General features: G+C 74.1%; 23 protein-coding genes and 1 riboswitch. Of the genes, 9 read left to right on the forward strand and 14 right to left on the reverse strand.

Going from position 1 to position 23,948, the window contains the following annotated elements:
• Positions 1-116 precede the first annotated feature (116 nt).
• From ACFWPT_RS14325 to ACFWPT_RS14335, 3 genes are all read right to left on the reverse strand, one after another.
• A complete protein-coding gene (locus ACFWPT_RS14325; RefSeq protein ID WP_063347247.1) occupies positions 117-506 on the reverse strand; it encodes a DUF3040 domain-containing protein in 390 nt (129 codons plus the stop codon).
• Between the two features lie 410 nt (positions 507-916).
• Positions 917-1,669, reverse strand: a complete 753-nt coding sequence (locus ACFWPT_RS14330; RefSeq protein ID WP_063347248.1) for a methyltransferase domain-containing protein — start codon at positions 1,667-1,669, stop codon at positions 917-919.
• 45 nt (positions 1,670-1,714) lie between these two features.
• Entirely contained in the window at positions 1,715-2,281 is a 567-nt protein-coding gene (locus ACFWPT_RS14335; RefSeq protein ID WP_380336650.1) for an SAV_6107 family HEPN domain-containing protein, read from the reverse strand.
• Between the two features lie 583 nt (positions 2,282-2,864).
• On the opposite strand from ACFWPT_RS14335, the gene ACFWPT_RS14340 reads away from it, so the two are divergent.
• Together ACFWPT_RS14340 and ACFWPT_RS14345 are read left to right on the forward strand one after the other, a co-directional pair.
• Positions 2,865-3,506 (forward strand): DUF4126 domain-containing protein, encoded by a 642-nt coding sequence (locus ACFWPT_RS14340; RefSeq protein ID WP_380481992.1) that lies wholly within the window; start codon positions 2,865-2,867, stop codon positions 3,504-3,506.
• Between the two features lie 232 nt (positions 3,507-3,738).
• Positions 3,739-5,235, forward strand: a complete 1,497-nt coding sequence (locus ACFWPT_RS14345; protein ID WP_380481994.1) for a phytoene desaturase family protein — start codon at positions 3,739-3,741, stop codon at positions 5,233-5,235.
• Positions 5,236-5,274: 39 nt separating this feature from the next.
• Here ACFWPT_RS14345 and ACFWPT_RS14350 read toward each other — a convergent pair whose 3' ends face one another.
• Complete coding sequence (locus ACFWPT_RS14350; RefSeq protein WP_380481996.1) at positions 5,275-6,171, reverse strand: hypothetical protein; 897 nt, start codon at positions 6,169-6,171, stop codon at positions 5,275-5,277.
• Between the two features lie 218 nt (positions 6,172-6,389).
• Positions 6,390-7,310 (reverse strand): methylenetetrahydrofolate reductase [NAD(P)H], encoded by a 921-nt coding sequence (metF, locus tag ACFWPT_RS14355; RefSeq protein WP_063347252.1) that lies wholly within the window; start codon positions 7,308-7,310, stop codon positions 6,390-6,392.
• Between the two features lie 206 nt (positions 7,311-7,516).
• Here metF and ACFWPT_RS14360 point away from each other — a divergent pair, with 206 nt between their 5' ends.
• The gene (locus ACFWPT_RS14360; protein WP_063347253.1) at positions 7,517-8,623 is read left to right on the forward strand and encodes a polyprenyl synthetase family protein; all 1,107 of its coding nucleotides are present in this window, start codon (positions 7,517-7,519) and stop codon (positions 8,621-8,623) included.
• Positions 8,624-8,679: 56 nt separating this feature from the next.
• Here the strand turns inward: ACFWPT_RS14360 and thiE are convergent, their stop codons facing one another.
• The 3 genes from thiE to ACFWPT_RS14375 are packed head-to-tail and all read right to left on the reverse strand — an operon-like array spanning position 8,680 to position 10,946.
• On the reverse strand, positions 8,680-9,330 hold the full coding sequence (gene thiE / locus ACFWPT_RS14365; protein WP_363378583.1) for a thiamine phosphate synthase: 651 nt from the start codon (positions 9,328-9,330) through the stop codon (positions 8,680-8,682).
• On the reverse strand, positions 9,330-9,695 hold the full coding sequence (locus ACFWPT_RS14370; RefSeq protein WP_063347255.1) for an Rv2175c family DNA-binding protein: 366 nt from the start codon (positions 9,693-9,695) through the stop codon (positions 9,330-9,332). The genes thiE and ACFWPT_RS14370 overlap by 1 nt, the downstream gene beginning before the upstream one ends.
• A 42-nt stretch (positions 9,696-9,737) precedes the next feature.
• The gene (locus ACFWPT_RS14375) at positions 9,738-10,946 is read right to left on the reverse strand and encodes an NAD(P)/FAD-dependent oxidoreductase (protein ID WP_380481998.1); all 1,209 of its coding nucleotides are present in this window, start codon (positions 10,944-10,946) and stop codon (positions 9,738-9,740) included.
• Between the two features lie 84 nt (positions 10,947-11,030).
• A riboswitch (TPP riboswitch) is annotated at positions 11,031-11,143 on the forward strand.
• Between the two features lie 3 nt (positions 11,144-11,146).
• On the opposite strand from ACFWPT_RS14375, the gene thiO reads away from it, so the two are divergent.
• From thiO to pknB, 4 genes are all read left to right on the forward strand, one after another.
• Entirely contained in the window at positions 11,147-12,322 is a 1,176-nt protein-coding gene (gene thiO, locus ACFWPT_RS14380; protein WP_380481999.1) for a glycine oxidase ThiO, read from the forward strand.
• Positions 12,319-12,588: a sulfur carrier protein ThiS gene (gene thiS, locus ACFWPT_RS14385; protein WP_380482000.1), complete on the forward strand. Its 270-nt coding sequence runs from the start codon at positions 12,319-12,321 to the stop codon at positions 12,586-12,588. Before thiO ends, thiS begins: the two co-directional genes overlap by 4 nt.
• A 1-nt stretch (position 12,589) precedes the next feature.
• On the forward strand, positions 12,590-13,387 hold the full coding sequence (locus ACFWPT_RS14390; protein WP_063347257.1) for a thiazole synthase: 798 nt from the start codon (positions 12,590-12,592) through the stop codon (positions 13,385-13,387).
• Positions 13,388-13,708: 321 nt separating this feature from the next.
• The gene (gene pknB / locus ACFWPT_RS14395) at positions 13,709-15,487 is read left to right on the forward strand and encodes a Stk1 family PASTA domain-containing Ser/Thr kinase (RefSeq protein ID WP_380482059.1); all 1,779 of its coding nucleotides are present in this window, start codon (positions 13,709-13,711) and stop codon (positions 15,485-15,487) included.
• Between the two features lie 47 nt (positions 15,488-15,534).
• On the opposite strand, the gene ACFWPT_RS14400 is transcribed toward pknB, so the two are convergent.
• Positions 15,535-16,164, reverse strand: coding sequence for a molybdopterin-dependent oxidoreductase (locus ACFWPT_RS14400; protein WP_380482002.1), 630 nt, complete (start codon positions 16,162-16,164; stop codon positions 15,535-15,537).
• Positions 16,165-16,385: 221 nt separating this feature from the next.
• Here ACFWPT_RS14400 and bfr point away from each other — a divergent pair, with 221 nt between their 5' ends.
• Positions 16,386-16,865 carry a bacterioferritin gene (bfr, locus tag ACFWPT_RS14405; RefSeq protein WP_063347260.1) on the forward strand — a complete coding sequence of 160 codons (480 nt, stop codon included), beginning with the start codon at positions 16,386-16,388 and terminating at the stop codon, positions 16,863-16,865.
• Between the two features lie 31 nt (positions 16,866-16,896).
• Here bfr and ACFWPT_RS14410 read toward each other — a convergent pair whose 3' ends face one another.
• The gene (locus ACFWPT_RS14410) at positions 16,897-17,190 is read right to left on the reverse strand and encodes a bacterioferritin-associated ferredoxin (RefSeq protein WP_063347261.1); all 294 of its coding nucleotides are present in this window, start codon (positions 17,188-17,190) and stop codon (positions 16,897-16,899) included.
• A gap of 197 nt (positions 17,191-17,387) precedes the next feature.
• Positions 17,388-18,797, reverse strand: a complete 1,410-nt coding sequence (locus ACFWPT_RS14415) for a class II 3-deoxy-7-phosphoheptulonate synthase (RefSeq protein ID WP_380336515.1) — start codon at positions 18,795-18,797, stop codon at positions 17,388-17,390.
• 241 nt (positions 18,798-19,038) lie between these two features.
• Here ACFWPT_RS14415 and ACFWPT_RS14420 point away from each other — a divergent pair, with 241 nt between their 5' ends.
• Positions 19,039-20,973: an anthranilate synthase family protein gene (locus ACFWPT_RS14420; RefSeq protein ID WP_380375635.1), complete on the forward strand. Its 1,935-nt coding sequence runs from the start codon at positions 19,039-19,041 to the stop codon at positions 20,971-20,973.
• Positions 20,974-21,065: 92 nt separating this feature from the next.
• Here the strand turns inward: ACFWPT_RS14420 and ACFWPT_RS14425 are convergent, their stop codons facing one another.
• The 3 genes from ACFWPT_RS14425 to ACFWPT_RS14435 are packed head-to-tail and all read right to left on the reverse strand — an operon-like array spanning position 21,066 to position 23,852.
• On the reverse strand, positions 21,066-21,746 hold the full coding sequence (locus ACFWPT_RS14425; protein WP_380482004.1) for a response regulator: 681 nt from the start codon (positions 21,744-21,746) through the stop codon (positions 21,066-21,068).
• On the reverse strand, positions 21,724-22,983 hold the full coding sequence (macS, locus tag ACFWPT_RS14430) for a MacS family sensor histidine kinase (protein WP_244293333.1): 1,260 nt from the start codon (positions 22,981-22,983) through the stop codon (positions 21,724-21,726). Before macS ends, ACFWPT_RS14425 begins: the two co-directional genes overlap by 23 nt.
• Positions 22,984-23,018: 35 nt before the next feature.
• A complete protein-coding gene (locus tag ACFWPT_RS14435; RefSeq protein WP_380482006.1) occupies positions 23,019-23,852 on the reverse strand; it encodes a lysophospholipid acyltransferase family protein in 834 nt (277 codons plus the stop codon).
• Between the last annotated feature and the right edge of the window lie 96 nt (positions 23,853-23,948).

The raw sequence follows: 23,948 nt of genomic DNA on the forward strand, positions 1-23,948 counted from the left end.
CCCGCCCGCCGGGGCCGCGGCGGGCATCCCCCCCCGCGGGGGGGGCCCGACCACCCCCGCCCCGCCCCGGCGTTCGTCCAGCGTGTGCGCGCCCCGGCGGGCGTGCGGTGCGCGGCTCAGAAGCCGCCGGTCTGCTCGTCCCGTCGACGCTGCCAGCGCTGTTCCACCCGGTCCATCATCCCGGCCTTGCGGCGGGGCGCGGCGGCCGGCCGGGGGCCGGAGCCCTGGCCGGCGGGGCCGCGGCGCCAGCCGGTCACGGCGAACACCGCGCACCCGAGCATCACCAGGAAGCCCACGACGCTGACCCAGATCTGGTCGGGGACGACCATGCCGCCCATCAGCAGGCCGATGCCCACCACGAAGCCGGCAACGGCCAGGTACACCCGCCGGCGGGTGTAGGTGCGCAGCCCGGTTCCCTCAAGCGCCGTCGCGAATTTGGGATCTTCGGCATACAGCGCTCGCTCCATCTGGTCGAGCAGTCGCTGCTCGTGCTCCGAGAGCGGCACGGAGTCCTCCTACTCGTCGGTCGCGGGTGCGACCGGTCCGCCACCCCGGTCGGGGAGGCAAAGTCCAATCAGCCTTCGGGGCACACGGTCGGACGCCTGTGCGGGGGGACCCGGCCCGTGTCGTCCATATGCCCCACGCATCCGGCTGTCATGCTTTCCGGCTTTACCCAGATCATACGGTCCGTGAGCCCGTTACGGAGTGGTCTGCGCCGCGTGGGACGGGCCACTTCGACCGGGCACGGCCGCACCCGGCTCAACGCCACGAGACGCGGACAAGTGCCCGAACGGGTGGAATCGGTCCGGACCTGGGCAGGTTCGGGACCACCCGGACGAGGCCGGGGGGCGTCCGGAAGGCGAACCGCCGCCGCACGGCGTGCGAACCGTACGGCGGTGGGCGGTCCCGCGGCCGCTCAGGCCAGGGTGGCCAGCAGGTGCAGCTGGGTCGCCACGGCGTGGAACGCGGGCTGCTCGGCGGCGGCCTCCTCCAGCTTCAGCAGCGCCTCCATCGCGCCCGGCTCGGCGTCCACCAGCACCCCGGGCACCAGGTCGGCGAAGACCCGGACGCCGTGCACCGACTCCACCCGCAGGCCCGCGCCCTCGGCCAGCCGGCCCAGCTCCTCGCCGGTGAAGCGGCGCGGCATCGGGTCCTGCTCGCCCCAGCGGCCGTCGGTCGCGGACAGCACCGTCCGGGCCTCGGTGAAGTGGCCGGCCAGCGCCCGGGCCAGCACGGCGCCGTTGCGGTTGGCGGCCAGCAGGCTGACCAGGCCGCCCCGGCGCAGGGTGCCGGCCAGGCTGCCGAGCGCCTCCGCCGGGTCGTCCACGACCTCCAGCACACCGTGGCAGAGCACCGCGTCCACGGAGCCGGGGGCGACCAGCTCGGGCAGCGTCTGGGTGTCGCCCTGGACGGCCCGGACCAGCTCCGTCACCCCGGCCTCGGCGGCCCGGCGCTCCAGCGCGAACAGCGCGTCCGGGCTGGGGTCGACCACGGTGACCCGGTGGCCGAGCTTGGCCACCGGCACGGCGAAGTTGCCGGTGCCGCCGCCGGTGTCGACCACGTCGAGCACCGGCTGGTCCAGCTCGGCCGCCCGCTTCTCCAGGGCGGCCCGCACCACCTCCCACACCACGGCGGTACGCAGGGCACTGCGGGGACGCGTCGGGTACAAGGCGGGGCTCCTCGGCACATGCAGATCGATCAGGATGCCTCCACCTTAGACCGGGCGGGTGGCCGGGCCCGTCACCCCCGGCGGGTCGTCGCCGTCCAGCGGAAGCCGCAGGGCCGGCGGGGCCGGGCGCAGGCCGAGCAGGCGCTCCACCAGGCGCAGGAACAGGGCGGAGTTGCGGACCAGGTCGTCGGCGTCACGGGCCGAGGCGGCGCCCCTGATCCCGGCCTCGGCGGCCGCCCGGCGGCGGGCGCCGGCGGCGTAGTAGAGCGCCCACTCGGCCAGCTCGGGGGCCATCTCGGGCAGCACCTCCCAGGCACTGCGGATGGCCTTGCGCCGGCGCGGGCTCTTCTCCGGCCGCCCGCGCACCGCGAGCACGGCCGCCACCGTGCGCAGCGCGGCCAGGTGCGCGGTGGCGTACCGCTCCAGCGGGTCCTCCAGGAGGCGGGCCCGGGCGAGCGTGCGGTGGGCGTCGGCAAGCAGGTCGAGGGCGGCCGGCGGCGCGGCGGCCCGGCGCAGCACGGGGTGGACGTCCCCGCCACCCGGGCGCCCGCCCGGGGAGGACGGCAGGGCGGTGGAGTGGAGGCGGGCGGTGACGGGCTCAGGACGGCTGATGGTCATGGTCTCCCCCGTTCCGAGGCAGCGCGCGGACCGGGCGGTCCGTGCCCCTCCATCGTGAACGGGACCACTGACAACGCGGCCCGGAACGGGTGAGCGGCGGCGGGCACGGGCCTGTCCCCCCAGGTCCTGTGCCGCCGCCGTACGCCGCCGCTCCGCCGTTCCCCACAGGCGGCGGTGGCCAGCTCCCCCTTCCGGTGGCCGGTCTCCCCCCGGCCCGCTCCGCCGCCCCGTGTCGGCGGTGCAGGGCCCGTGACCGGCTCCAGTGGCGGATCTCCGCCGCCGCCCCGCCGACCCCTCATCTGCCGGCTGGGCGGACGGATCCGCCGTCCGGGGCGGGGCGCCCGACGCGCCGCCGTCCCGGTGCCACCACTCTCCCGTCCCGGCAGGTCGGCGGGCCATCCGCTGACGTACTCAACCCCGGATCTGAGTACGCGTACTCAGATCCGTCGGCCCCGGGCCCTGGCGTGGCCGGAACCGGCGGGCCGACCCGGCACGTCCCGGTACGGTACGGCCGTGGCCCGGGCGGCCCGGCCACGGCCACGAGAAGGAGGGGGAAAGCGATGAGGAGGGGGAAGCCATGACGATCGTGCCGCTGATCTTCACCAGCGGACTCGCCAGCGGCATCAACGCCTACGCGGTGGTGCTGCTGCTCGGACTGCTGGGCCGCTTCGGCGGCGCGGACTCGGTGCCGCCCGCGCTGGAGCGCACCGACGTGCTGGCCGCGGCCGCCGTGCTGTTCCTGCTGGAGGCGGTGGCCGACAAGATCCCGTTCGTCGACAGCCTCTGGGACTCCGTGCACACCGTGATCCGGCCGATCGCGGGCGCCACCGTCGGCGCGCTGATCGCGAGCACCGACCCGGGCTCGCTCGGCGAGGTCGCGGCGGGCGCGATGGGCGGCACCACGGCGCTGGTCAGCCACCTGGTCAAGGCCTCGCTGCGGATGGCGGTCAACACCTCGCCCGAGCCGGCCAGCAACATCGCGGTCAGCATGGCGGAGGACGTGTCGGTGGCCGGGCTGGTCTCCCTGGCGATCTTCCACCCCTGGCTGGCCGCCTCGATCTCCGCCGTCCTGCTCGCCGTCGGCCTGCTGCTGGTCTGGTTCGCGGTCAACCGGATCCGCGCCTTCCGGGCCCGCCGCCGCGAACGCCGCGCCGCCCGCGACGCCCGGTCCGCCGCCCGCGAACAGGAGGCGGACCGGCCGTACGTCCCACGGCGCTGAGGACGGCGCCCGCCGGGCCCGGACCGGCCCAGGTCACGGCCCAGGTCACGGCCCAGGGCGTGTCTGACAATTCGCGTCGGATCAGCGCGCGGCGTTGGGCGCCCGGCTGGGCGTGCCGGCGAAGCGTCCTCGTACTGGGCCGTACTTGGACGTTTCGCCGGTGCGTCCAGGCGGGATGCCCGGCGTCGCGCGCCCGGCGGGAATTGTCAGACACGCCCTAGGATCAGGTGCCATGGCACGGATCGTCATCATCGGCGCAGGAATGAGCGGGCTCGCGGCGGCCTCCAGGCTGGCCACCCTCGGACACCGGGTGACGGTCTGCGAGGCCGGCGGCACGTACGGGGGCATGGTCGGCCGGTACGAGCGCGACGGCTTCGCCTTCGACACCGGCCCCGGCCTGCTGACCCTCCCGGCCGTCTACCGCGACCTCGCGCTGAAGACCGGCAAGGAGCCGCTGGAACAGCTCGTCGACCTCGCCCCGGTGGACCCGGAGAGCCGGCACCTGTTCCCGGACGGCACCGCCGTCAGCCTGCCCAACGCCTCCCGCGGCGGCGTCAGCCAGGCCCTGGACGCCGCCTTCGGCGCCGGCTCGGGCGCCCGCTGGAGCGCGGTCATGAACCACGGCCGGACGGTCTGGGAGGCCACCCGCCGCCCGCTCCTGGAGGAGCCGCTCCCGGCCGACCGGTCGCCGCTGCACAACGACCCCTACCCCGTCCCGCCCCGGCGCGGCCTGCTCGCCCGGCTCGGCCGACCCCGCCCGTGGACCCTCGCCGACGTCGCCGCCCGCGAACTCGGCGGCCACCCCGGCCTCACCGCGCTGCTGGCGGAGCACGCCCTGCGCTTCGGCCTGCCCCCCTGGTCCGCCCCCGCCGGGGCCACCGTGCTGCCGTACATGGAGCAGTCCTTCGGCGTCTGGTACGTCCGGGGCGGCCTGCGGGCCCTGGCGGACGCGGTGCACCGGCGCTGCGAGCTACGCAAGGTGGAGTTCCGCTTCGACACCCCGGTCACCGAGGTGCTGGTCGAGGACGGCCGGGCCTGCGGCGTCGACACCCCGGGCGGCCGGGTCGACGCGGACCTGGTGGTCTCCTCGATGGACACCAGGTCGCTCTTCCGTGACGGTCTCGCCCGGTGGCCGGAGCTCGGACCCGACCACGGGGAGCCGTCCGAGGTGCCCGGCCGGTTCAGCGTGCTGCTCGCGCTGCGCGGCGCCCGGCCGGCCGGCACCCCGCACCGGACGGTGGTGCACGCCGCCGACCCGGCGGCCGAGCGGGACGCCCTGACCCTCTCGGCCCCGCCCTGCGAACGCCCCACCCTCCAGGTGCTGCGCCCGGACGATCCCTCGCTGCGCCCCGACGAGGCGCACGAGAGCGTGGTGCTGACCGCGACCGTCCCCGCCCAGGGCGACGTCGACTGGACGGCGCCCGGGATCGCCGAGCGCTACGCGGACCAGCTGCTGGCGCACGCCGACGCCGCCGGCCTGGGCCTGCGCGAACGGGTGCTGTGGCGGGTCGTGCGCACCCCGGACGACACCCGCCGGGAGACCGGCGCCCTCGGCGGGTCGGTCCCCCGCCCTGCGCTCGCCGGAGACGGCGGCGGATGGCTCCAGCCCGCCAACGAGTCGCCCGTCCCCGGCCTCTACCTGATCGGCGGAGCGGCCCACCCCGGCGGCGGACTGGCCCGGACCGGCATGTCCGCCTGCATCGCCGCCAACCTGATCGGCCCGGCTTAGGTCCGGCCGGACAGGGCCTAGCGGCCCTGGCGCCGGAACTCAGCCCTGGGGCCAGGTGTTCTGCTGCTGGTAGCCGTACGTGTGGTCGTAGGACTGCTGCTGCGGGATGCCCTGGGGGTGCTGGCCCGGCTGCTGGCCGGGGTGCTGCTCCAGGTGTTGCTCAGGGTGCTGCTGCGGGGTCTGCCACTGCTGCTGGGGGTGCTGCTCCCAGCCGGGCTGCTGCTGCGGGTAGGACTGGTACTGGTCCTGCTGCGGGTAGCCGTTGTACGGGTCGGGCTGCTGGGGGTAGGCCCCGTAGCCCTGGTCGTAGGCGAAGGCGGGCTGCTGCTGGCTCTGCCACTGCTGCTGCTCGTAGGCCGGCTGCGGCTGGGCGGCGTTGTCGTAGCCGGACTGGTAGGCCTCGGCGTAGGGGTCGTGCGGCGCCTGCTGCTGCTCGTAGTAGGCGGGCGCGTAGACGCCGTCCTGGGTGAGTTCCTGCATCTCGAAGGCGGCGGTCTGCTCGACCTCGGGGACGTCCTCGGCAACCGGGACGGGGGCGGCGACCGGGGCCTCCTCGACGGCGCTGACCTCGCCGATCCGCTTCTCGGTGGCCTCGACCGCGGCCACGGCGGCCGCGCCGCCGGTGAGGGCGCCGAGCAGGGGCACCTTGGCGAGCGGGCCGGGCAGCGAGCCGTCGGCCTTGCGCAGCGACCAGCCGGCCCGGTAGCCGCGCTTGACGGAGAGGGTGACGAAGGTCTGGCCGGCCGCGAAGAGGGCGGCGCCGGCGCCGATCACCGGGACGGAGCCGAGCACCATGCCGGCGGCCACTCCGAGGAAGCCGACCAGGGCGAGGGCCCGCCAGTGCAGCGGGGCCCGGTTCTGCAGCAGGACCTCGGCGACCAGCCAGAGCGCCACCACCGCCAACGCGACGTACAGCAGCAGGTATCCGATGCCCATCCGCCCGCTACCTCCAGTCGCGTGCCCGCGCTCGCCGCGCGTGTGCGGCGACTGTACCGGTTCAACGGCCGGGGTACCGCATCGCGTTCCCGCCGGTCGCGGCCGGGGCGCACACGACCGAGCCCGTCACCGTCGGGGCGGTGACGGGCCGGTGAACGTCCGGGCTCGCGGGCCCCGGTCTGCCCGGGGCAGGGCCCCGACGGGGCGCCGGACGGGGCCTACGCGTGGCGCTGGTGCAGGCCGAGGTTCTGGTAGATCTCCAGCGTCGCCGTGGAGTGGTTGAGCGTGATGAAGTGCAGGCCCGGCGCGCCCTCGGCGAGGAGACGTTCGGCCATCGCGGTGGCGTGTTCCATGCCGATCGCGCGCAGCGCCGCCGGGTCGTCGACGGCGGCCCGCAGCCGGGCCTCCAGGTCGGCGGGGAAGGCGGAGCCGCTCAGCTGGGGGAAGCGTTCCAGCTGCTTGGCGTTGGTGACCGGCATGATCTCCGGGATGATCGGCGTCTCGCAGCCGGCGGCGGTGACCCGGTCGCGCAGCCGCAGGTAGTCGTCGACCTCGAAGAACATCTGGGTGATCGCGTAGTCGGCGCCCGCCCGGACCTTGCCGACGAAGTGCCGGATGTCCTCGTCCCAGTCGGTGGAGCGCGGGTGCATGTTCGGCGAGGCGGCGACGCCGACGCAGAAGTCGCCGATGCCCTTGATCAGCTCGACCAGCTCGTACGCGTACGTGACGCCGTCGGGGTGCTTGACCCATTCGCCCATCGGGTCGCCGGGCGGGTCCCCCCGGACGGCGAGGACGTTGCGCACGCCCTGGTCGGCGTACTGGCCGATGATGTTGCGCAGCTCGGCGATCGAGTGGTCGACGGCGGTCAGGTGGGCGACCGGGGTCAGCGTGGTCTCGGTGGCGATCCGGCCGACGATGTTGACGGTGCGCTCGCGCGAGGAGCCGCCCGCGCCGTACGTCATGCAGACGAAGTTGGGGTCCAGCGGTTCGAGCCGGCGGATGGCGTCCCAGAGTCTCTGCTCGCCGACCTCGGTGCGCGGGGGCATGAACTCGAAGGAGAAGGACCGCTTTCCGGCTGCCAGGAGTTCGCGGACCGTCAGTGCGCGGTCCGGTCTGGTGGAAGCGATGCCGAGTGCCATGCTGGCAGGTTATCGGGCGTTCGAAGGGGCCGGACAACTCGGTACCACGGATTGAGACAAGCGGTGGACGATACTCCGTCCGTGGTCCGACGAATTCCGACCGGCGCTCGAAGCCCGCGCCCGCCGGCCCGCACGCCGGCTCGCACATCCGTTCCCAGTCGCCCCGCTACGCTTGCTGCACCCCAGCGAACCAGCGGAGCCTCATCGTGACCTCGTCCAGCAACCGGCCGGCCAACCCCATAGACGTGGAGGACGTCCGCGCGCGCGTCAACGCCGCCCTCGCCGCGTTCATGGACGGCCAGTCCGCCCTGTTGGACAAGATCTCCCCGCAGCTCGTGCCCGCCGCAGATGCCCTGCGCGACTTCCTGCTGGACGGCGGCAAGCGGCTGCGCCCGGCCTTCTGCTACTGGGGCTGGCGCGGCGCCGGCGGCCCGGCCGGCGGCGAGGGTATCGCGAACGCGGCGGCCGCGCTGGAACTGCTCCAGGCGAGCGCCCTGGTGCACGACGACCTGATGGACCGCAGCGACACCCGCCGCGGCCTGCCCTCGATCCACCGCCGCTTCGAGGCGCTGCACCGGGCGAACGGCTGGCGCGGCGACCGCGAGCAGTACGGCGCCTCGGCGGCGGTGCTGCTCGGCGACCTGCTGCTGATCTGGTGCGACGAGCTGTTCCTGCGCTCGGGCCTGGAGCCGGCCGCCGTGCTGGCCGCCAAGCCGGTGTTCGACCTGATGCGCACCGAGGTCATGGTCGGCCAGTACCTGGACGTCCTGGAGCCGGTGGCCGGCGACTCCGCCGACGAGGGCGCGCTCGACCGGGCGCAGACGGTGCTGCACTACAAGTCGGCGAAGTACACGATCGAGCGCCCCCTCCAGGTCGGCGCGCTGCTGGCCGGGGCCGGCCCGGAGCTGGTGGCGGCGCTGGGGGCGTTCGGGCTGCCGCTGGGCGAGGCCTTCCAGCTGCGGGACGACCTGCTCGGCGTCTTCGGCGATCCGGCGGTCACCGGCAAGCCGGCCGGGGACGACCTGCGCGAGGGCAAGCGCACCCTGCTGGTGGCGCACGCGATGCGGGGCCTGCCGGCCGCCGACGCCCGGCACCTGGACGAGCGGCTCGGCGCGCCGGACCTGGTGCCCGAGGAGGTCGCCGGGCTGCGCGACCTGGTGGCCCGCAGCGGCGCGCCCGAGCGGGTGGAGCGCCGGATCGACGAGCTGATGCGGCAGTCCCTGGCCGCGCTGGAGGCGGCGCCGCTGGCCGACGAGCAGGCCCGCACGGTGCTGCTGGCCCTGGCCGAGGCCGCCACCGTCCGCAAGTACTGAGATCCGCACGCAAGAGGATCCGCAGGTACGGAGAACGGTGACGGCCCCCGGGGCCGTCAGGCCGAGCGCACCCGCCGGGCGAGCTCGGCGGCGGCGGCCTGCGGGTCGTCCGCGGCCGTGATGGCGCGGACCACGACGACCCGGCGGGCGCCGGCGGCCAGCACCTCGTCGAGGTTGCCGAGGTCGATGCCGCCGATGGCGAACCACGGCCGGTCGGTGCTCTGCTTCGCCGCGTACGAGACCAGGCCGAGGCCCGGCGCCGGGCGGCCCGGCTTGGTCGGGGTCGGCCAGACCGGGCCGGTGCAGAAGTAGTCCACGCCGGGCTCGGCGACCGCCGCGTCCACCTCGGACTCGGCGTGGCAGGACCGGCCGATCAGCACCTCGTCGCCGAGGATCGCCCGGGCGGCCGGCACCGGCAGGTCGTCCTGTCCGAGGTGCAGCACGTCCGGCCGGGCCGCGTGCGCGACGTCGGCGCGGTCGTTGACGGCCAGCAGCTTGCCGTGGCGGCGGCAGGCGTCCGCGAAGACCTCCAGGGCCTCCAGTTCCTGCTTGGCCTCCAGGCCCTTGTCCCGGAGCTGGACGATGTCCACCCCGCCCGCCAGCGCCGCGTCCAGGAACTGGGCGAGGTCGCCCTGCTCCCGGCGGGCGTCGGTGCACAGGTACAGCCGGGCGTCGGCCAGCCGCCGGCGCGGCGTGTCCGCCGCCATCAGATCAGCATCGCCTGGGCGCGCCGCTTGACCTCGGTGCCGCGGTTCTCCTGCAACGCCTGGATCGGGCTGCCGGGCAGCGACGGGTCCTCGGTGAAGAGCCACTCCAGGATCTCCACGTCGTTGTAACCGCAGTCGCGCAGCACGGTCAGGGTGCCGGACAGGTGCTTGACCAGCCCCTGGCCGTCGATGAACGCCGCAGGGACCTGCAGCGACTTGTTGGGGCCCCGCCGGACGGCGATCAGCCCGCCGGTGCGGACCAGGTCGCGCACCTCGGTGACGCGCACCCCCCACTGCTCCGAGATGTCGGGCAGGTACATCCACTCGGAAACCAGGGCTTCAATCTTGCTTTCAATCTCACTCACGCCACCAGACTGCCACCTCCACAGCCCCCCGCGCACCAGCCGCTACCCCGCGACCGCCGACTTCAGCGGCACCGAGGGGTCCGCCGCGCGGGCCCGGTCCAGCGCGGTGCCGCGCTCGATCAGCCTGCGGCCCTGGGTCAGGTCGCGCGGCCGGTCGACGGCCAGCAGCGCGCTCGGCACCCCGTCGCGCAGCCAGAGCACCGTCCAGGAGGCGTCCTGCGAGCCGCCGCGCCACAGCAGTTCGTCGCCCTCGGCGTGCCGCCCGGCGTACTGGACCATCCGGCCGAACTGCTCCGACCAGAAGTACGGCACCGGGTCGTACGGCGGCGCGTCCGCGCCGAGGACGGCGGCCGCCGCGGCCTCGCCGGACTGCAACGCGTGGTCCCAGTGCTGGACGGCCAGCCGGGCGCCGGAGCGGGCGGACGGGTAGCTGACGCAGTCCCCGGCCGCGAAGACGCCGGGCAGGCCGGTGCGCAGCCGCCCGTCCACCAGGACGGCGCCGGTGCCGTCCAGCTCGACGCCGGAACCGGCCAGCCAGCCCGTCGCGGGCCGGGCGCCGACGCCTACCACGACCTCGTCGGCGGGCAGGTGCGAGCCGTCCGCGAGCAGCACCGCGCCCTCCTCGACGGCGGCCACGCCGACCCCGCAGCGCAGGTCGACACCGGCCTCGGCGTACCAGGCGGCCATCGCCGAACCGACCTCGGCCGGCAGCGCGCCGGGGACGGGCGCCGGGCCCGCCTCGACCACCGTCACCTCGCAGCCGGCCGCGCGGGCGGCGGTGGACACCTCGGCGCCGATCCAGCCCGCGCCGACCAGCACCAGCCGCAGGCCGGGCCGCAGCAGGGCGCGCAGCGCCAGCGCGTCGTCCAGGGTGTGCAGCAGGTGCGCGCGCTCGGCGCCGGGCAGGGCGCGCGGGGTGGCGCCGGTGGCGATCACCAGGGCGTCGTACGGGAGGTCGCCGGCGTCGGTGTGCAGCACGCCGGGGGTGAGGCCGGTGGCGCGGCGGCCGGTGAGCAGCTCGATGCCCAGGTGCGGGTAGTCGATGTCCAGGGTGGTGGCGTCGGCCTTGCCGAGCAGCACGTCCTTGGAGAGCGGCGGCCGGTCGTACGGCGCGTGCGGCTCCTCCCCGACCAGCGTGATCCGCCCCCGCCAGCCGCCCTGCCGCAGCTTCAGGGCGCACTGCGCCCCGGCCAGCCCGGCCCCGACGACGACCACCCGATCCGTTGCGTTCAGCTCTGCCACGCCCGTCACTGTACTCAGCGCCCTGCCGGGGCCACCGGCCCGTCCACCCCGCGTACGGGCCTTCGGCCGGGCCCGCCCCCGGCGTTATGGTGGGGGCACCATCACGGGAGCCCGGCGTACCGGGCTGAGAGGCGGGCTGGCACGGCCCGCGACCGTCCGAACCTGATCCGGGTCATTCCGGCGAAGGGAGAAGAGCAGCCTTGTCACGCTTGCCCGAGGAAACCCACGCCGACGTGCTGGTGATCGGCGGGGGCATCATCGGCCTCGCCGTCGCCTGGCGCGCCGCGCAGCGCGGGTTGCGGAACATCGTCGTGGTCGACCCCTCCCCCGGCGGCGGGGCGGCCGGGGTCGCGGCCGGGATGCTCGCCCCGGTCACCGAGCTGCAGTACGGGGAGGAGCCGCTGCTGCGCCTCGGCATGGCCTCCAACCAGCGGTACGGGGACTTCGCCGCCGAGCTCACCGAGGCGAGCGGCGGCCTGGACACCGGGTACCGCCGGTGCGGCACGATCGCCGTCGCGCTGGACTCCGACGACCGCGAGGAACTGCGCGAGCTGCACGCCTTCCACCAGCGGCTCGGCCTGGACTCGGCCTGGCTGACCGGCCGGGAGGCCCGCAGGCTGGAGCCGATGCTCGCCCCCGGCGTGCGCGGCGGCCTGCACGTCGCGGACGACCACCAGGTGGATCCCCGCCGGCTGCTGACCGCCCTGGTGGCCGCCTGCGAGCTCGCCGGGGTCGTGGTCCACCGTGCCGAGGCCGTCGGGCTGCTGGTCGAGGGCGGCCGCGCGGTCGGCGCCCGGCTCGGCACAGGCGAGACCCGGAGGGCCGACCAGGTGGTGCTCGCGGCCGGCCCGCACAGCCACCGGCTGCCCGGACTGCCGGAGGGCGTGCTGCCGGCCGTCCGCCCGGTGAAGGGGCAGATCCTGCGGCTGCGGATCCCCGAGGCGTACCGGCCGTTCCTGTCCCGCAACGTCCGCGCGGTGGTGCGCGGACAGCACCTGTACCTGGTGCCCCGGGAGAACGGCGAGCTGGTGATCGGCGCGACCACCGAGGAGCAGGGCTACGACACCACCGTCACCGCCGGCGGGGTGTACGAACTGCTGCGCGACGCCCACGAGTTGGTGCCGGGCATCACCGAACTCCCGCTGCTGGAGACCTCGGCCGGGCTGCGGCCCGGCTCGCCGGACAACGCCCCGCTGCTGGGCCCGACCGCGCTGCCCGGGCTGGTCGCCGCCACCGGCCACTACCGCAACGGCGTGCTGCTCACCCCGGTGACCGCCGACCTGCTCGCCGAGTACCTGGCGACCGGCGAACTCCCCGAGCTCGCACAGCCGTTCACACCCACCCGGTTCTCCCCCGACCGCTCCACCACGAAGGCCTCCGCATGACCGAGATCGCACCACCCCAGACCACGCCGGCCCAGACCACGCCGGCCCGGACCGCACCGGCCGAGATCGCGCTGACCGTCAACGGCGAGCCCCGCCGGGTGTCCACCACGACCACCCTCGCAGAGGTCGTGGCCACCCTCAGCACCGCCCACAGCGGCGTCGCCGCCGCCCTCAACGAGGCCGTGGTGCCGCGCAGTTCGTGGCCGGCCACGGAACTGTCGACGGGCGACCGGATCGAGATCCTCACCGCCGTCCAGGGAGGCTGACATGGCCGACGACCTGCTGACCATCGCCGGGGCGTCCTTCGGCTCCCGGCTGATCATGGGCACCGGCGGCGCACCCAGCCTGGAGATCCTGGAACGGGCGCTACTGGCCTCCGGCACCGAGCTGACCACCGTGGCGATGCGCCGGGTCGACGCCGGCACCCAGGGCTCCGTCCTGGACGTGCTGACCCGCAACGGCATCCGGGTACTGCCCAACACGGCGGGCTGCTTCACCGCCGGGGAGGCCGTGCTGACCGCCCGGCTGGCCCGCGAGGCGCTCGGCACCGACTGGGTGAAGCTGGAGGTGATCGCCGACGAGCGGACCCTCCTGCCGGACCCGATCGAGCTGCTGGACGCCGCCGAGACCCTGGTCGACGACGGCTTCACGGTGCTGCCGTACACCAACGACGACCCGGTGCTGGCGCGCAAGCTGGAGGACGTCGGCTGCGCGGCGATCATGCCGCTGGGCTCGCCGATCGGCTCCGGCCTGGGCATCCGCAACCCGCACAACTTCCAGCTGATCGTGGAGGGCGCGGGCGTCCCGGTGATCCTGGACGCGGGCGCTGGCACCGCCTCGGACGTCGCGCTGGCGATGGAGCTGGGCTGCGCGGCGGTGATGCTCGCCTCCGCGGTGACCAGGGCGCAGGACCCGGTGCTGATGGCCGAGGCGATGCGGCACGCCGCCGAGGCGGGCCGGTTCGCCCACCGGGCCGGCCGCATCCCGCGCCGGTTCCACGCCGAGGCCTCCTCGGCGATGGCCGGCCGGGCGGAGCTGGACACCCGCGAGCACCCGGCGTTCTGACACCGGGACGCCCGGCACCCGCCCGCGTGTGCCGTGTCACAAACCGGGCACAGCCGGGCCCGGAGGCGATGTCCTCCGGGCCCCGCTGCCGCCGGAGCCCGAGGGCGTGCCTTCAAACCCCCGCCTGCGCGCCGACGCCGGGGCACGCACCTCGCCGCGTTGTCGTCGGTCGCCGATGGCCCCCAGCCTTCGGCCGGGAGGTGCCCCCACCGCATGGACTCCCTCCTCCGCCTTGCGATGCACGCACCCCAACGCCGCCACGCCCGCCCTCCGGGCGGACGACGGGGGTTTGAAGGCACGCCCTAGACTCTCCGGGTGGACATGGCACTGCACGACCCCTTGATCGGTACCCTGCTCGACGGCCGGTACCGGGTCGAGCAGCGCATCGCGACCGGCGGGATGTCCACCGTCTACAAGGGCACCGACACCCGGCTCGACCGGGTCGTCGCCCTCAAGGTGATGCACCCCGCGCTGGCCGGGGACGACGGCTTCACCGCCCGGTTCATCCGCGAGGCCAAGGCCGTCGCCCGGCTCTCCCACCCGAACGTGGTGAACGTCTTCGACCAGGGCGCGGACGGCGCGAACGTCTTCCTCGCCATGGAGTACGTGCCCGGCCGCACCCTGCGGGACCTGCTGCGCGACCGCGGCGCACTGTCCGTACGGGCCGCGCTGGACGTGCTGGAGCCGGTGCTGGCCGCCCTCGGCGCCGCCCACCGGGCCGGGCTGGTGCACCGGGACGTCAAGCCCGAGAACGTGCTGATCACCGAGGACGGGCTGGTCAAGGTCGCCGACTTCGGCCTGGTCCGGGTCCTCGGCACCGCCGACGGCGCGCCCACCTCGACCAGCACCGCGACCGGCGGCACGGTCCTCGGCACCGTCTCCTACCTGGCCCCCGAGCAGATCCTCCCGGACGCCCCCACCGACCAGCGGGTCGACGTCTACGCGGCCGGCATCCTGCTCTACGAGATGCTCACCGGCCGCCGCCCGCACACCGGCGACAACCCCGTCCAGGTCATGTACAAGCACCTGCACGAGGACGTCCCCGCCCCCTCGCTGATCGCCCCGGCCGTCGGCCCCGGGCTGGACGCCATAGTGGCCGGCGCCTGCGCCCGGACGGCCGAGGCCCGCCCGTACGACGCGGTCGAACTGCTCGCCGCCCTCCAGCGGCTCCGCCGCACGCTCACCCCCGCCGAGCTGGACGCCGAGCCGCCGGCCTCCACCCGGCCCAGCCCGCGCTACCCGACCAGCGAGCCGACCTCGGTGATCCAGCCGCCGACGGGGCCCGTCGACGCCGCGGCGCCGGAGCCCACCAGCGTGCTGGACGTGCCGGCGGAGCTGCTGGACCAGCTGCTGGTCGAGCCGCGCCCGTACGACGAGCCGACCCCGGTGCGCGGGCGCCGGCCCGGCCTGCTGCGCCGCCTCCCCCGCAAGTCGCTGATCTGGGCGGCCGCGCTGACCGCCCTGGTGCTGGCGGTCGGCGGCGCGACGTACGGGCTGTCCGAGGGGCTGTACGGGCCGGTGCCCGGCGTGCTCGGCAAGGACCGGGCCGAGGCCCAGCGGATCCTGGACAAGGACGGCATGCACGGCCGCTTCGTCGAGGTGTTCAGCGAGAGCGTCCCGGCCGGGCAGGTGATCGCCACCGACCCCGGGGTGGGTGCGCGGACCCGCAAGAGCGACACCGTGACGGTGACCGTCTCCAGGGGCCCCAAGCGGATCGCGGTGCCGGACCTGACCGGGAAGACCGCCGACCAGGCCGCCGACGCGCTGACCGCGGCCCAGCTGACCAGGGGCGGCGTGACCGGGACGTACGACGACACCGTGCCGGAGGGCGTGGTGATCAGCAGTTCGCCCGCGGCCGGGCAGCTGCTCCAGGAGAACACCGCGGTCTCGCTGGTGGTCAGCAAGGGCATGGTGCCCGTCCCGGACGTCACCGGGATGAGCAAGGACGACGCGGCGAAGGCGCTCCAGGCGGCCGGCTTCACGATGCAGACCAGCGGGGTCAACCTGTTCGGCACCGGCAAGGTGTCCGGCCAGTCCCCGGCGGCCGGCGAGCGGCGCCCGCAGCACACCACGGTGACGGTCAACTTCCCCTTCTTCTAAGGGGATCCCTCGCTTCTGAGGGGATTCCTCCGAACGCCGGTCCGCCCTCAGCGCAGCGGGCCGTCGCCCGGCTCCTCCTGGTGGGAGTAGCGCTGCTCGCGCCACGGGTCGGCGAGGTTGTGGTAGCCGCGCTCCTCCCAGAAGCCCCGGCGGTCGGCCCGCATGTACTCCACCGCGCGGACCCACTTGGGGCCCTTCCAGGCGTACAGCCCGGGGACGATCAGCCGGACGGGGAAGCCGTGCTCGGCGGTCAGCGGCTCGCCGTTGCGGTGGGTGGCGAAGATCGTCCGCGGGTCGGCGAAGTCGGCCAGCCGCAGGTTGGCGCTGTAGCCGTACTCGGCCCAGACCATCACGTGGGTGACGCCGGGCGCGGGGGGCTCCAGGTCGAGGAGGGCGGCGGCCGGCACGCCCGACCACTCGTTGCCGAGCAGCGTGAACTTGGTGACGCAGTGCAGGTCGGCGACGACGGTGGTGCGCGGCAGGGCGTGGAAGGCCTCGAAGCCCCAGCTGCGCTTCTCCGCCGAGGCGGTCGCGCCGAACACCTGGAGGTCCCAGGTCAGCGGCTTGAAGCGGGGTACGGGCCCATAGTGCAGGGCGGGCCAGCCGCGCTGCACGCGCTGCCCCGGGGGGAGCCTCGGGTCAGACGGCGGAAGCGGTTCTTGTTCGGACTGACCCATGACTCCATGGTGACAGACGGCGGTCGACGCGCCGTGCGCGCCCCTTGGCGCGGCCACGCGCCCCATCCCCAAGAACCGGTGGTCGAGCCCGTATCAGCTCAAATCGGATATTCCGAAACATGTCCTAGTGAGTGTGAACTTACTGGAACTTTCTCCCATTTCGATGCCAGGATGCGCAGCGCAGGAGTCACAACAGGCCGTAGCGCAGGGAGGCACCAGCCATGCAGGGCGACCCAGAGGTCATCGAGTTCCTCAACGAGCAGCTCACCGCGGAGCTCACCGCGATCAACCAGTACTTCCTGCACGCCAAGATGCAGGAGAACTTCGGCTGGACGAAGCTCGCCAAGTACACCCGGCACGAGTCCTTCGACGAGATGAAGCACGCCGAGACCCTCACCGACCGGATCCTCTTCCTGGACGGGCTGCCGAACTACCAGCGGCTGTTCCACGTCCGGATCGGCCAGACGGTCAAGGAGATGTTCGAGGCGGACCGCCAGATCGAGGTCGAGGCGATCGACCGGCTGAAGCGCGGGATCGTCGTGATGCGCGCCAAGAACGACGTCACCTCGGCGAACATCTTCGAGGACATCCTGGCCGACGAGGAGCACCACATCGACTACCTCGACACCCAGCTGGAGCTCCTGGAGAAGCTCGGCGAGGCGCTCTACCTCGCCCAGGTGATCGAGCAGCCGGAGTCCTGAGCCCTCAAGGCCGAGCCCTCAGGCCGAGTCCTCAGGCCGCGCGCAGCGGGGCGACCAGGGCCGGGGCGGCGGGAGCCGCGGCGGCCACCGGCGCGGGCGCGGCCTGGGCCTGCGGGTCGGCCAGGCCGAGCTTCGCGGCGAGGCGGGCGGTCGGGCAGGGCCGGGCGCCGTGCTCGCCGAGCAGGGCCTGGATCCGTCGGACGCAGGACCCGCAGTCGGTGCCGGCCTTGCAGCCCCGGGCGATCTGGCGCGGGGTCTCGGCACCGGCGTCGATCGCCTTCTTCACCTGGTCCTCGGTGACCGCATGGCACATGCACACGTACATCGCGGACTCTCCAGGGTGGTGCGGCGCCGACCGGCGGAACGATCTTGACTAAGGCTTGCCTTACTTCACTAAGCCTCACCTTACCCGGCGATCCGGGTACGAAAAAGCCCCTCCGGGCTCGGGGACCCCGAATCCGGAGGGGCTTTCGTCACATTCGTTCACCGGTGACCCGCCGGCGGCGGCTCACCCGTGTCAGCTCACTGGCCGCGGTACATCTCCGCCACCAGGAACGCCAGGTCCAGCGACTGGCTGCGGTTGAGCCGCGGGTCGCAGGCCGTCTCGTAGCGCTGGTGCAGGTCGTCGACCAGCACCTCGTCGCCACCGCCGACGCACTCGGTCACGTCGTCGCCGGTCAGCTCCACGTGGATGCCGCCCGGGTGGGTGCCCAGCGCGCGGTGCACCTCGAAGAAGCCCTTGACCTCGTCGAGCACGTCGTCGAAGCTGCGGGTCTTGTGGCCGCTGGAGGCCTCGAAGGTGTTGCCGTGCATCGGGTCGCAGATCCACACCGGCTGGGCGCCGGACGCGGTGACCTTCTCCACCAGGGTGGGCAGGTGGTCGCGGACCTTGCCCGCGCCCATCCGGGTGATGAAGGTGAGGCGGCCCGGCTCGCGCTCCGGGTCCAGCTTCTCGATCAGGGTCAGTGCCTCGTCGACCGAGGTGGTCGGGCCGAGCTTGACGCCGATCGGGTTGCGGACCTTCGAGGCGAACTCGATGTGCGCGTGGTCCAGCTGGCGGGTGCGCTCACCGATCCACACCATGTGGCCGGAGACGTCGTACAGCTCGCCGGTGCGCGAGTCCACGCGGGTCAGCGCGGTCTCGTAGTCGAGGATCAGCGCCTCGTGCGAGGAGAAGAACTCGACGGTCTTGAACTCCTCCGGCGCCACACCGCAGGCGTTCATGAACGCCAGGGCGTTGTCGATCTCCCGGGCGAGCTGCTCGTAGCGCTGGCCGGCCGGCGAGTTGCGCACGAAGTCCTGGTTCCAGGCGTGCACCTGGCGCAGGTCCGCGTAACCACCGGTGGTGAACGCGCGCACCAGGTTCAGCGTCGCGGCGGACGCGTTGTACATCCGCTTGAGACGCTCCGGGTCCGGGATGCGGGACTCGGGGGTGAAGTCGAAGCCGTTCACCGAGTCACCGCGGTAGACCGGCAGCGTCACGCCGTCGCGGGTCTCGGTCGACTTGGAGCGCGGCTTGGAGTACTGGCCGGCGATCCGGCCCACCTTCACGACCGGCACCGAGGCCGCGTACGTCAGCACGGCGGCCATCTGCAGCAGGGTCTTCAGCTTGTTGCGGATGTGCTCCGCCGAAACGCCGTCGAAGGCCTCGGCACAGTCACCGCCCTGCAGCAGGAAGGCCTCCCCGCGCGCCACGGCTCCGAGCCGGGCGCGCAGCTGGTCGCACTCGCCGGCGAACACGAGCGGCGGATACGAGGCGAGCTCGGCAAGGGTCTTGCGCAGAGCCTCTTGGTCCGGCCATTCAGGCTGCTGCGCCGCGGGCAGGGACTGCCAGGAGTGGCCAGTCCTCGATGTCTCAGTCGTCACGGTCACACCACCAAGGCTACGGGGTGACCCGAGCGATTCGTGACCATTGCCCGAGGGGTGAGACATAACTCGGACAAACACGTGACCGGGCTCACCCTCCCCGCACGATCCGCTACGCTCGAACCATGCACGCGCCCCACACCCACTCCTGGTGGTGGGCCTCCCCCAAGGGTGGCCCACCGATCGCGCGTTCCTAGACGAACACGACGGCCGCCCCTCGGGGCGGCCGTCGGCGTATGCGCAGACGGCCCTCCGGGAGCGGATCCCAGCACCGCACCTCACCAGTCCCCCGGAAGGAAGCCGCTCCGTGACCGCCACCGCCGACCTGCTCGCCCGCCTCACCGCTCCCGACGCGCCCGCGTTCGCCCTGCTGCACCGCCGCACCCCCCGGCTCGCCCCGGACACCGTCGAGGTGCTGGTGGGCACCGTCGACAGCTACCGCAACCTCGCCGACCTGCCGGTCCGCACCGGCGTCCCGGCCGACGGCCCGGTGCACGACCTGCTCGCGCTCGTCCCGTACCGGCAGATCCGCGAGCGCGGCTTCGAGGCGCACGACGACGGGACCCCGCTGCAGGCCCTCTCGGTGACCGAACAGCACACCCTGCCGCTGGCCGAACTCACCGCCGCCCTGCCGCAGTCGCCGGTCTCGCTCACCGGCGGCTCGTTCGACATCGACGACGAGGCGTACGCCGCGATCGTCCGCCGGGTGATCGAGGAGGAGATCGGCAACGGTGAGGGCGCCAACTTCGTGATCCGGCGCGACTTCGGCGCCACCCTGGAGAACTTCTCGCCCGCACTCGCGCTCACCCTGTTCCGGCGGCTGCTGGAGCAGGAGCGCGGCGCCTACTGGACCTTCCTGGTGCACACCGGCGAACGCGTCCTGGTCGGCGCCTCCCCCGAGGTGCACGTCCGGCAGAGCGGCGGCACCGTCGTGATGAACCCGATCTCCGGCACCTACCGCTATCCGGCCGGCGGCTCGGACATCGACTCGCTGCTCCGGTTCCTCCACGACCCCAAGGAGCTGGAGGAACTGACGATGGTCGTCGACGAGGAGCTCAAGATGATGTGCACGGTCGGCGACCTCGGCGGCCAGGTGCTCGGGCCCCGGCTCAAGGAGATGTCCCACCTCGCCCACACCGAGTACGAGCTGCGCGGACGCACCTCGCTGGACGTCCGCGAGGTGCTCCGCGAGACGATGTTCGCCGCCACCGTCACCGGCAGCCCGGTGCAGAACGCCACCCGGGTCATCAAGCGGTACGAGCCCGGCGGGCGCGGCTACTACTCCGGCGCGCTCGCCCTGATCGGCCGCTCCGCCAGCGGCGGGCAGCTGCTGGACTCGCCGATCTGCATCCGCACCGCCGACATCGACCCGGCCACCGGCCGCCTGGTCGTCCGGGTCGGCGCCACGCTCGTCCGCCACTCCGTCCCCGAGTCCGAGGTCGCCGAGACCCACGCCAAGGCCGCCGGGGTGCTCACCGCGATCGGCGCCCGGCCCGCGCCCGCCCGGCTGCCCGGCCCCACCGGCCCCCGGCTGGCCGACGACCACCGTGTCCAGGCCGCCCTGGACGCCCGGCGGGCCGACCTCGCCCCGTTCTGGCTGCGGATGCAGACGCCGACCGTGGTCACCGAGCCCGCGCCGACCCTGGTGGTCGACGGCGAGGACACCTTCACCTCGATGCTCGCCCACCTGCTCACCTCGATCGGCCACCAGGTCAGCGTCGTCCGCTACGACGCGCCCGGGCTGCCCGCCCTGCTGGCGGCGCACCGCGGGCCGCTGGTGCTGGGCCCCGGGCCCGGCGACCCGGCGCTCGCCGACGACCCCAAGATGGCCCTGCTGCGGCCGGTCGTCGCGGACGCCCTGGCCGCGGTCCGGTCCGGGGCCCGCACCGCGCCGCTGCTCGCGGTCTGTCTCAGCCACCAGCTGCTCTGCGGCGAGCTCGGGCTGGCGCTGGGCCGCAAGGACGTCCCGTACCAGGGGGCGCAGGAGAGCGTCGACCTGTTCGGCACCAAGCACACCGTCGGCTTCTACAACACGTTCACCGCGCGCTGCTCGGACGCCGACGCGGCCCGGCTCGCCGCGCAGGGCGTCGAGGTCGCCCGGGACGCCGCCACCGGGGACGTCCACGCGCTGCGCGGGCCCGGCTTCGCCGGCCTCCAGTTCCACCCCGAGTCGGTGCTGACCCGCGACGGCGTCGGCATCGTGGCGGGCCTGCTGCGCGAGGCGGCGGCCGTCCGCGGCTGAGGAACCGGCTGAGCAGCCGGTGGGGGGCCGGTCCGGGACCGGCCCCCCACCGCACGCGGGATCGCCGAGGCGGCCGGATCCCGCCGGAGCCGTCAGATGTCGTCGTCCAGCCCCTGCTCGATCGCGTACCGGACCAGTTCCACCCGGTTGTGCAGTTGCAGCTTGCCGAGCGTGTTCTGGACGTGGTTCTGCACCGTCCGGTGCGACAGCACCAGCCGGTCGGCGATCTGCCGGTACGACAGGCCCTTGGCCACCAGGCGCAGGACCTCGGTCTCCCGCGCGGTCAGCTGCGGGACGGCCGGCGCGGAGGCCGGGGCCGGTTCGGCGGCCAGCCGGCGGAACTCGCCCAGCACCAGGCCGGCCAGGCCCGGGGTGAACACGGCGTCGCCCACGGCCGTGCGCCGCACCGCGTCCAGCAGTTCCTCCCGCCCGGCCGACTTGACCAGGTACCCGGTCGCGCCGGACTTCACCGCCTCCAGCACGTCCTGGTGCTCGCCGCTGGCCGAGAGCACCAGCACCCGCACCGCCGGATCCTGCGCGGCCACCTGGCGGCACACCTCGGCGCCGGGCAGACCGGGCAGGTTGAGGTCCAGTACGACGACCTGCGGCGAGCAGGCGCGGGCCCGGCGGACGGCCTCGTCGCCGTCGCCCGCGGTGGCCACCACGTCGAGCCCCGCCTCGGCGAGGTCCCGCGAGACGGCGTCGCGCCACATCGGGTGGTCGTCCACGACCATCACCCGTATCGGCCGGTCAGTCGTCGGCTGATCGGTCATCAGAGCCCTTCCTCGGGACACGGAGTTCGACCTCGACACCCTCCCCGGGCGCCGAGTACAGCTCGGCCGTGCCGCCGAGGTCCAGCAGCCGGCCGCGGATGGACTGGGAGACGCCCAGCCGCCCGGCCCTCTCCGCCTCGCCGAGGCGGCCGGGGGCGAAGCCGGGGCCGTCGTCGCGGATGCTGACCGTGACGGCCTGCGGCTCGTCCTCCACCAGGATCCAGGCCCGGGCCCGCTCCCCGGCGTGCCGGCGGACGTTGTCGACGGCGGCGCCGACCGCCGCGGCCAGTTCGCCGGCCGCCCCGGCGGGCAGCAGCACCGGCCCGCCGGGGGCGGACAGCGTGATCCGCTCGTCGGCGTACGGGCGCAGCAGCGCGGTGAGGTCCTGCGGCTCCCCGGCCCCGCACTCCTGCGGGCGCTGCCCCGGGATCGGGCCGCCGGTCATCAGCGCCCGCAGGGCGCGCTCCTGCTCACCGGCCAGTCGGCCGAGTTCGGCGAAGTCGGCGTCGCCGCCCGGGCGTCCACCGGCCGCAGCCGCGGCGCCCTCGGCCGGCCGCGCGGTGAGTTCGGCGCCGTGGCGCTGGACGAGGGCGAGCACCTGGAGCACGCCGTCGTGGATGTCCCGGGAGAGCCGCTCGCGCTCCCGGGTGGCCGCCTCGACCTGGAGTGCCCGGGTGAGCGTCGCCTCGCTGGCGCGGGCCAGTTCGATGACGTAGCCGATGGCGCAGCCGGCCACCATCAGCAGCATGATGTTGTGGATGTTGTCGCCGGTCGGGCCGCCGTGGCCGAGGATGTTGGCGACGCCGATCACCGTGCCCGCGGCGGCCGCCCAGCGCCAGCCGCCCTTGCCGGCGAAGCCGAGCACCGTACCGGCGGCCCAGATGGTCGGCAGGGTGGGCGCGCCGTGGCTGATCCGTACCGGGTCGTCGGTCAGGCCGCTCATCACGATGCCGGTGACGGCGAGGGTGAGGTCGGTGCCGAGCACGTACCAGGTGCAGCGCTGCGGGCCGGCGAAGGCCCGGGTGCTGGCGAGTGTCCAGAGGGTGAGCGTGCCGAGGAAGATCCAGCCGGCGACGGGGTGCAGGAAGTCCAGGTAGGAGTTGAGGTAGCGCAGCAGGGCGTAGCAGAGCGCCAGCACCCGGAAGTAGGAGATGGCCTTCCACAACGGCAGTTCGACGGACATGCCCCCGGCCGCGACCGCGCCGCCGACTGCCCCGGTTCTCTCGCCGTCCGTCATCCTTGCGCCCCTCCCCTGGGCCGTGCCCGCGGTCGTCAGGCCGACCCGGTCTCCTTCGGCTCCTGCCCGGACTGCTCGGCCTGCTCCGTCGCGGCGGCCTTGTCGGCGGCGGCCTTCTCGGCCTCCGCCTCCGCCTTCTCCACCTTGGCGGCGGCCTTGCGCTCGGCGTCGGCCTTCTTCTTGTCGTCGGCGATCTGCCGCTTGGCGGCGGTCGCGTAGATGTCCACGTACTCCTGGCCGGAGAGCCGCATGATCTCGTACATCACCTCGTCCGTCACCGAACGGAGGATGAAGCGGTCGTTCTCCATGCCGTGGTAGCGGGAGAAGTCCAGCGGGCGGCCGATCCGAATGCCGGGGCGGGTGCCGAAGTTGGGGATCACCTGACCGGGCGGCTGGACCTTTTCGGTGTCGATCATGGCGACCGGGATGACCGGCGCGCCGGTGGCCAGCGCGACGCGGGCCAGGCCGCCGACCTTGCCGCGGTACAGCTTGCCGTCGGGCGAGCGGGTGCCCTCGGGGTAGACGCCGAACAGCTCGCCGCCGTCCAGCACCGCGATGGCGCTGCGGATCGCGGCCTCGCCCGCGCCGCGCACGCCCGAGCGGTCCACCGGCAGCTGGCCGACGCCCTTGAAGAACGCGGCGGTCAGCCGGCCCTTGATGCCCGGGGTGTTGAAGTACTCGGCCTTCGCGATGAAGGTCACCCGGCGTTTGATCAGCGCGGGGAAGAAGAAGGAGTCCGAGAAGGACAGGTGGTTGCTCGCGATGATGGCCGCGCCCTCGGTGGGGATGTTCTCCTCACCCTCGATCCACGGCCGGAAGAAGATCCGAAGCAGTGGCGCGACGATCATCTTCATCAGTCGGTAGAACAACCCGGGCCTCCTGTTATGCGGACCGGTCGATCCTAATGCCCCGTGGGCTCGGCCCGCGCCCCGCCCCGCCCCGGCGGGCCGCCGTCGGACTCCCGC

This window comes from Kitasatospora sp. NPDC058478 (genome assembly GCF_042720345.1).
In the GTDB taxonomy this organism is placed as follows: Bacteria; Actinomycetota; Actinomycetes; order Streptomycetales; family Streptomycetaceae; genus Kitasatospora.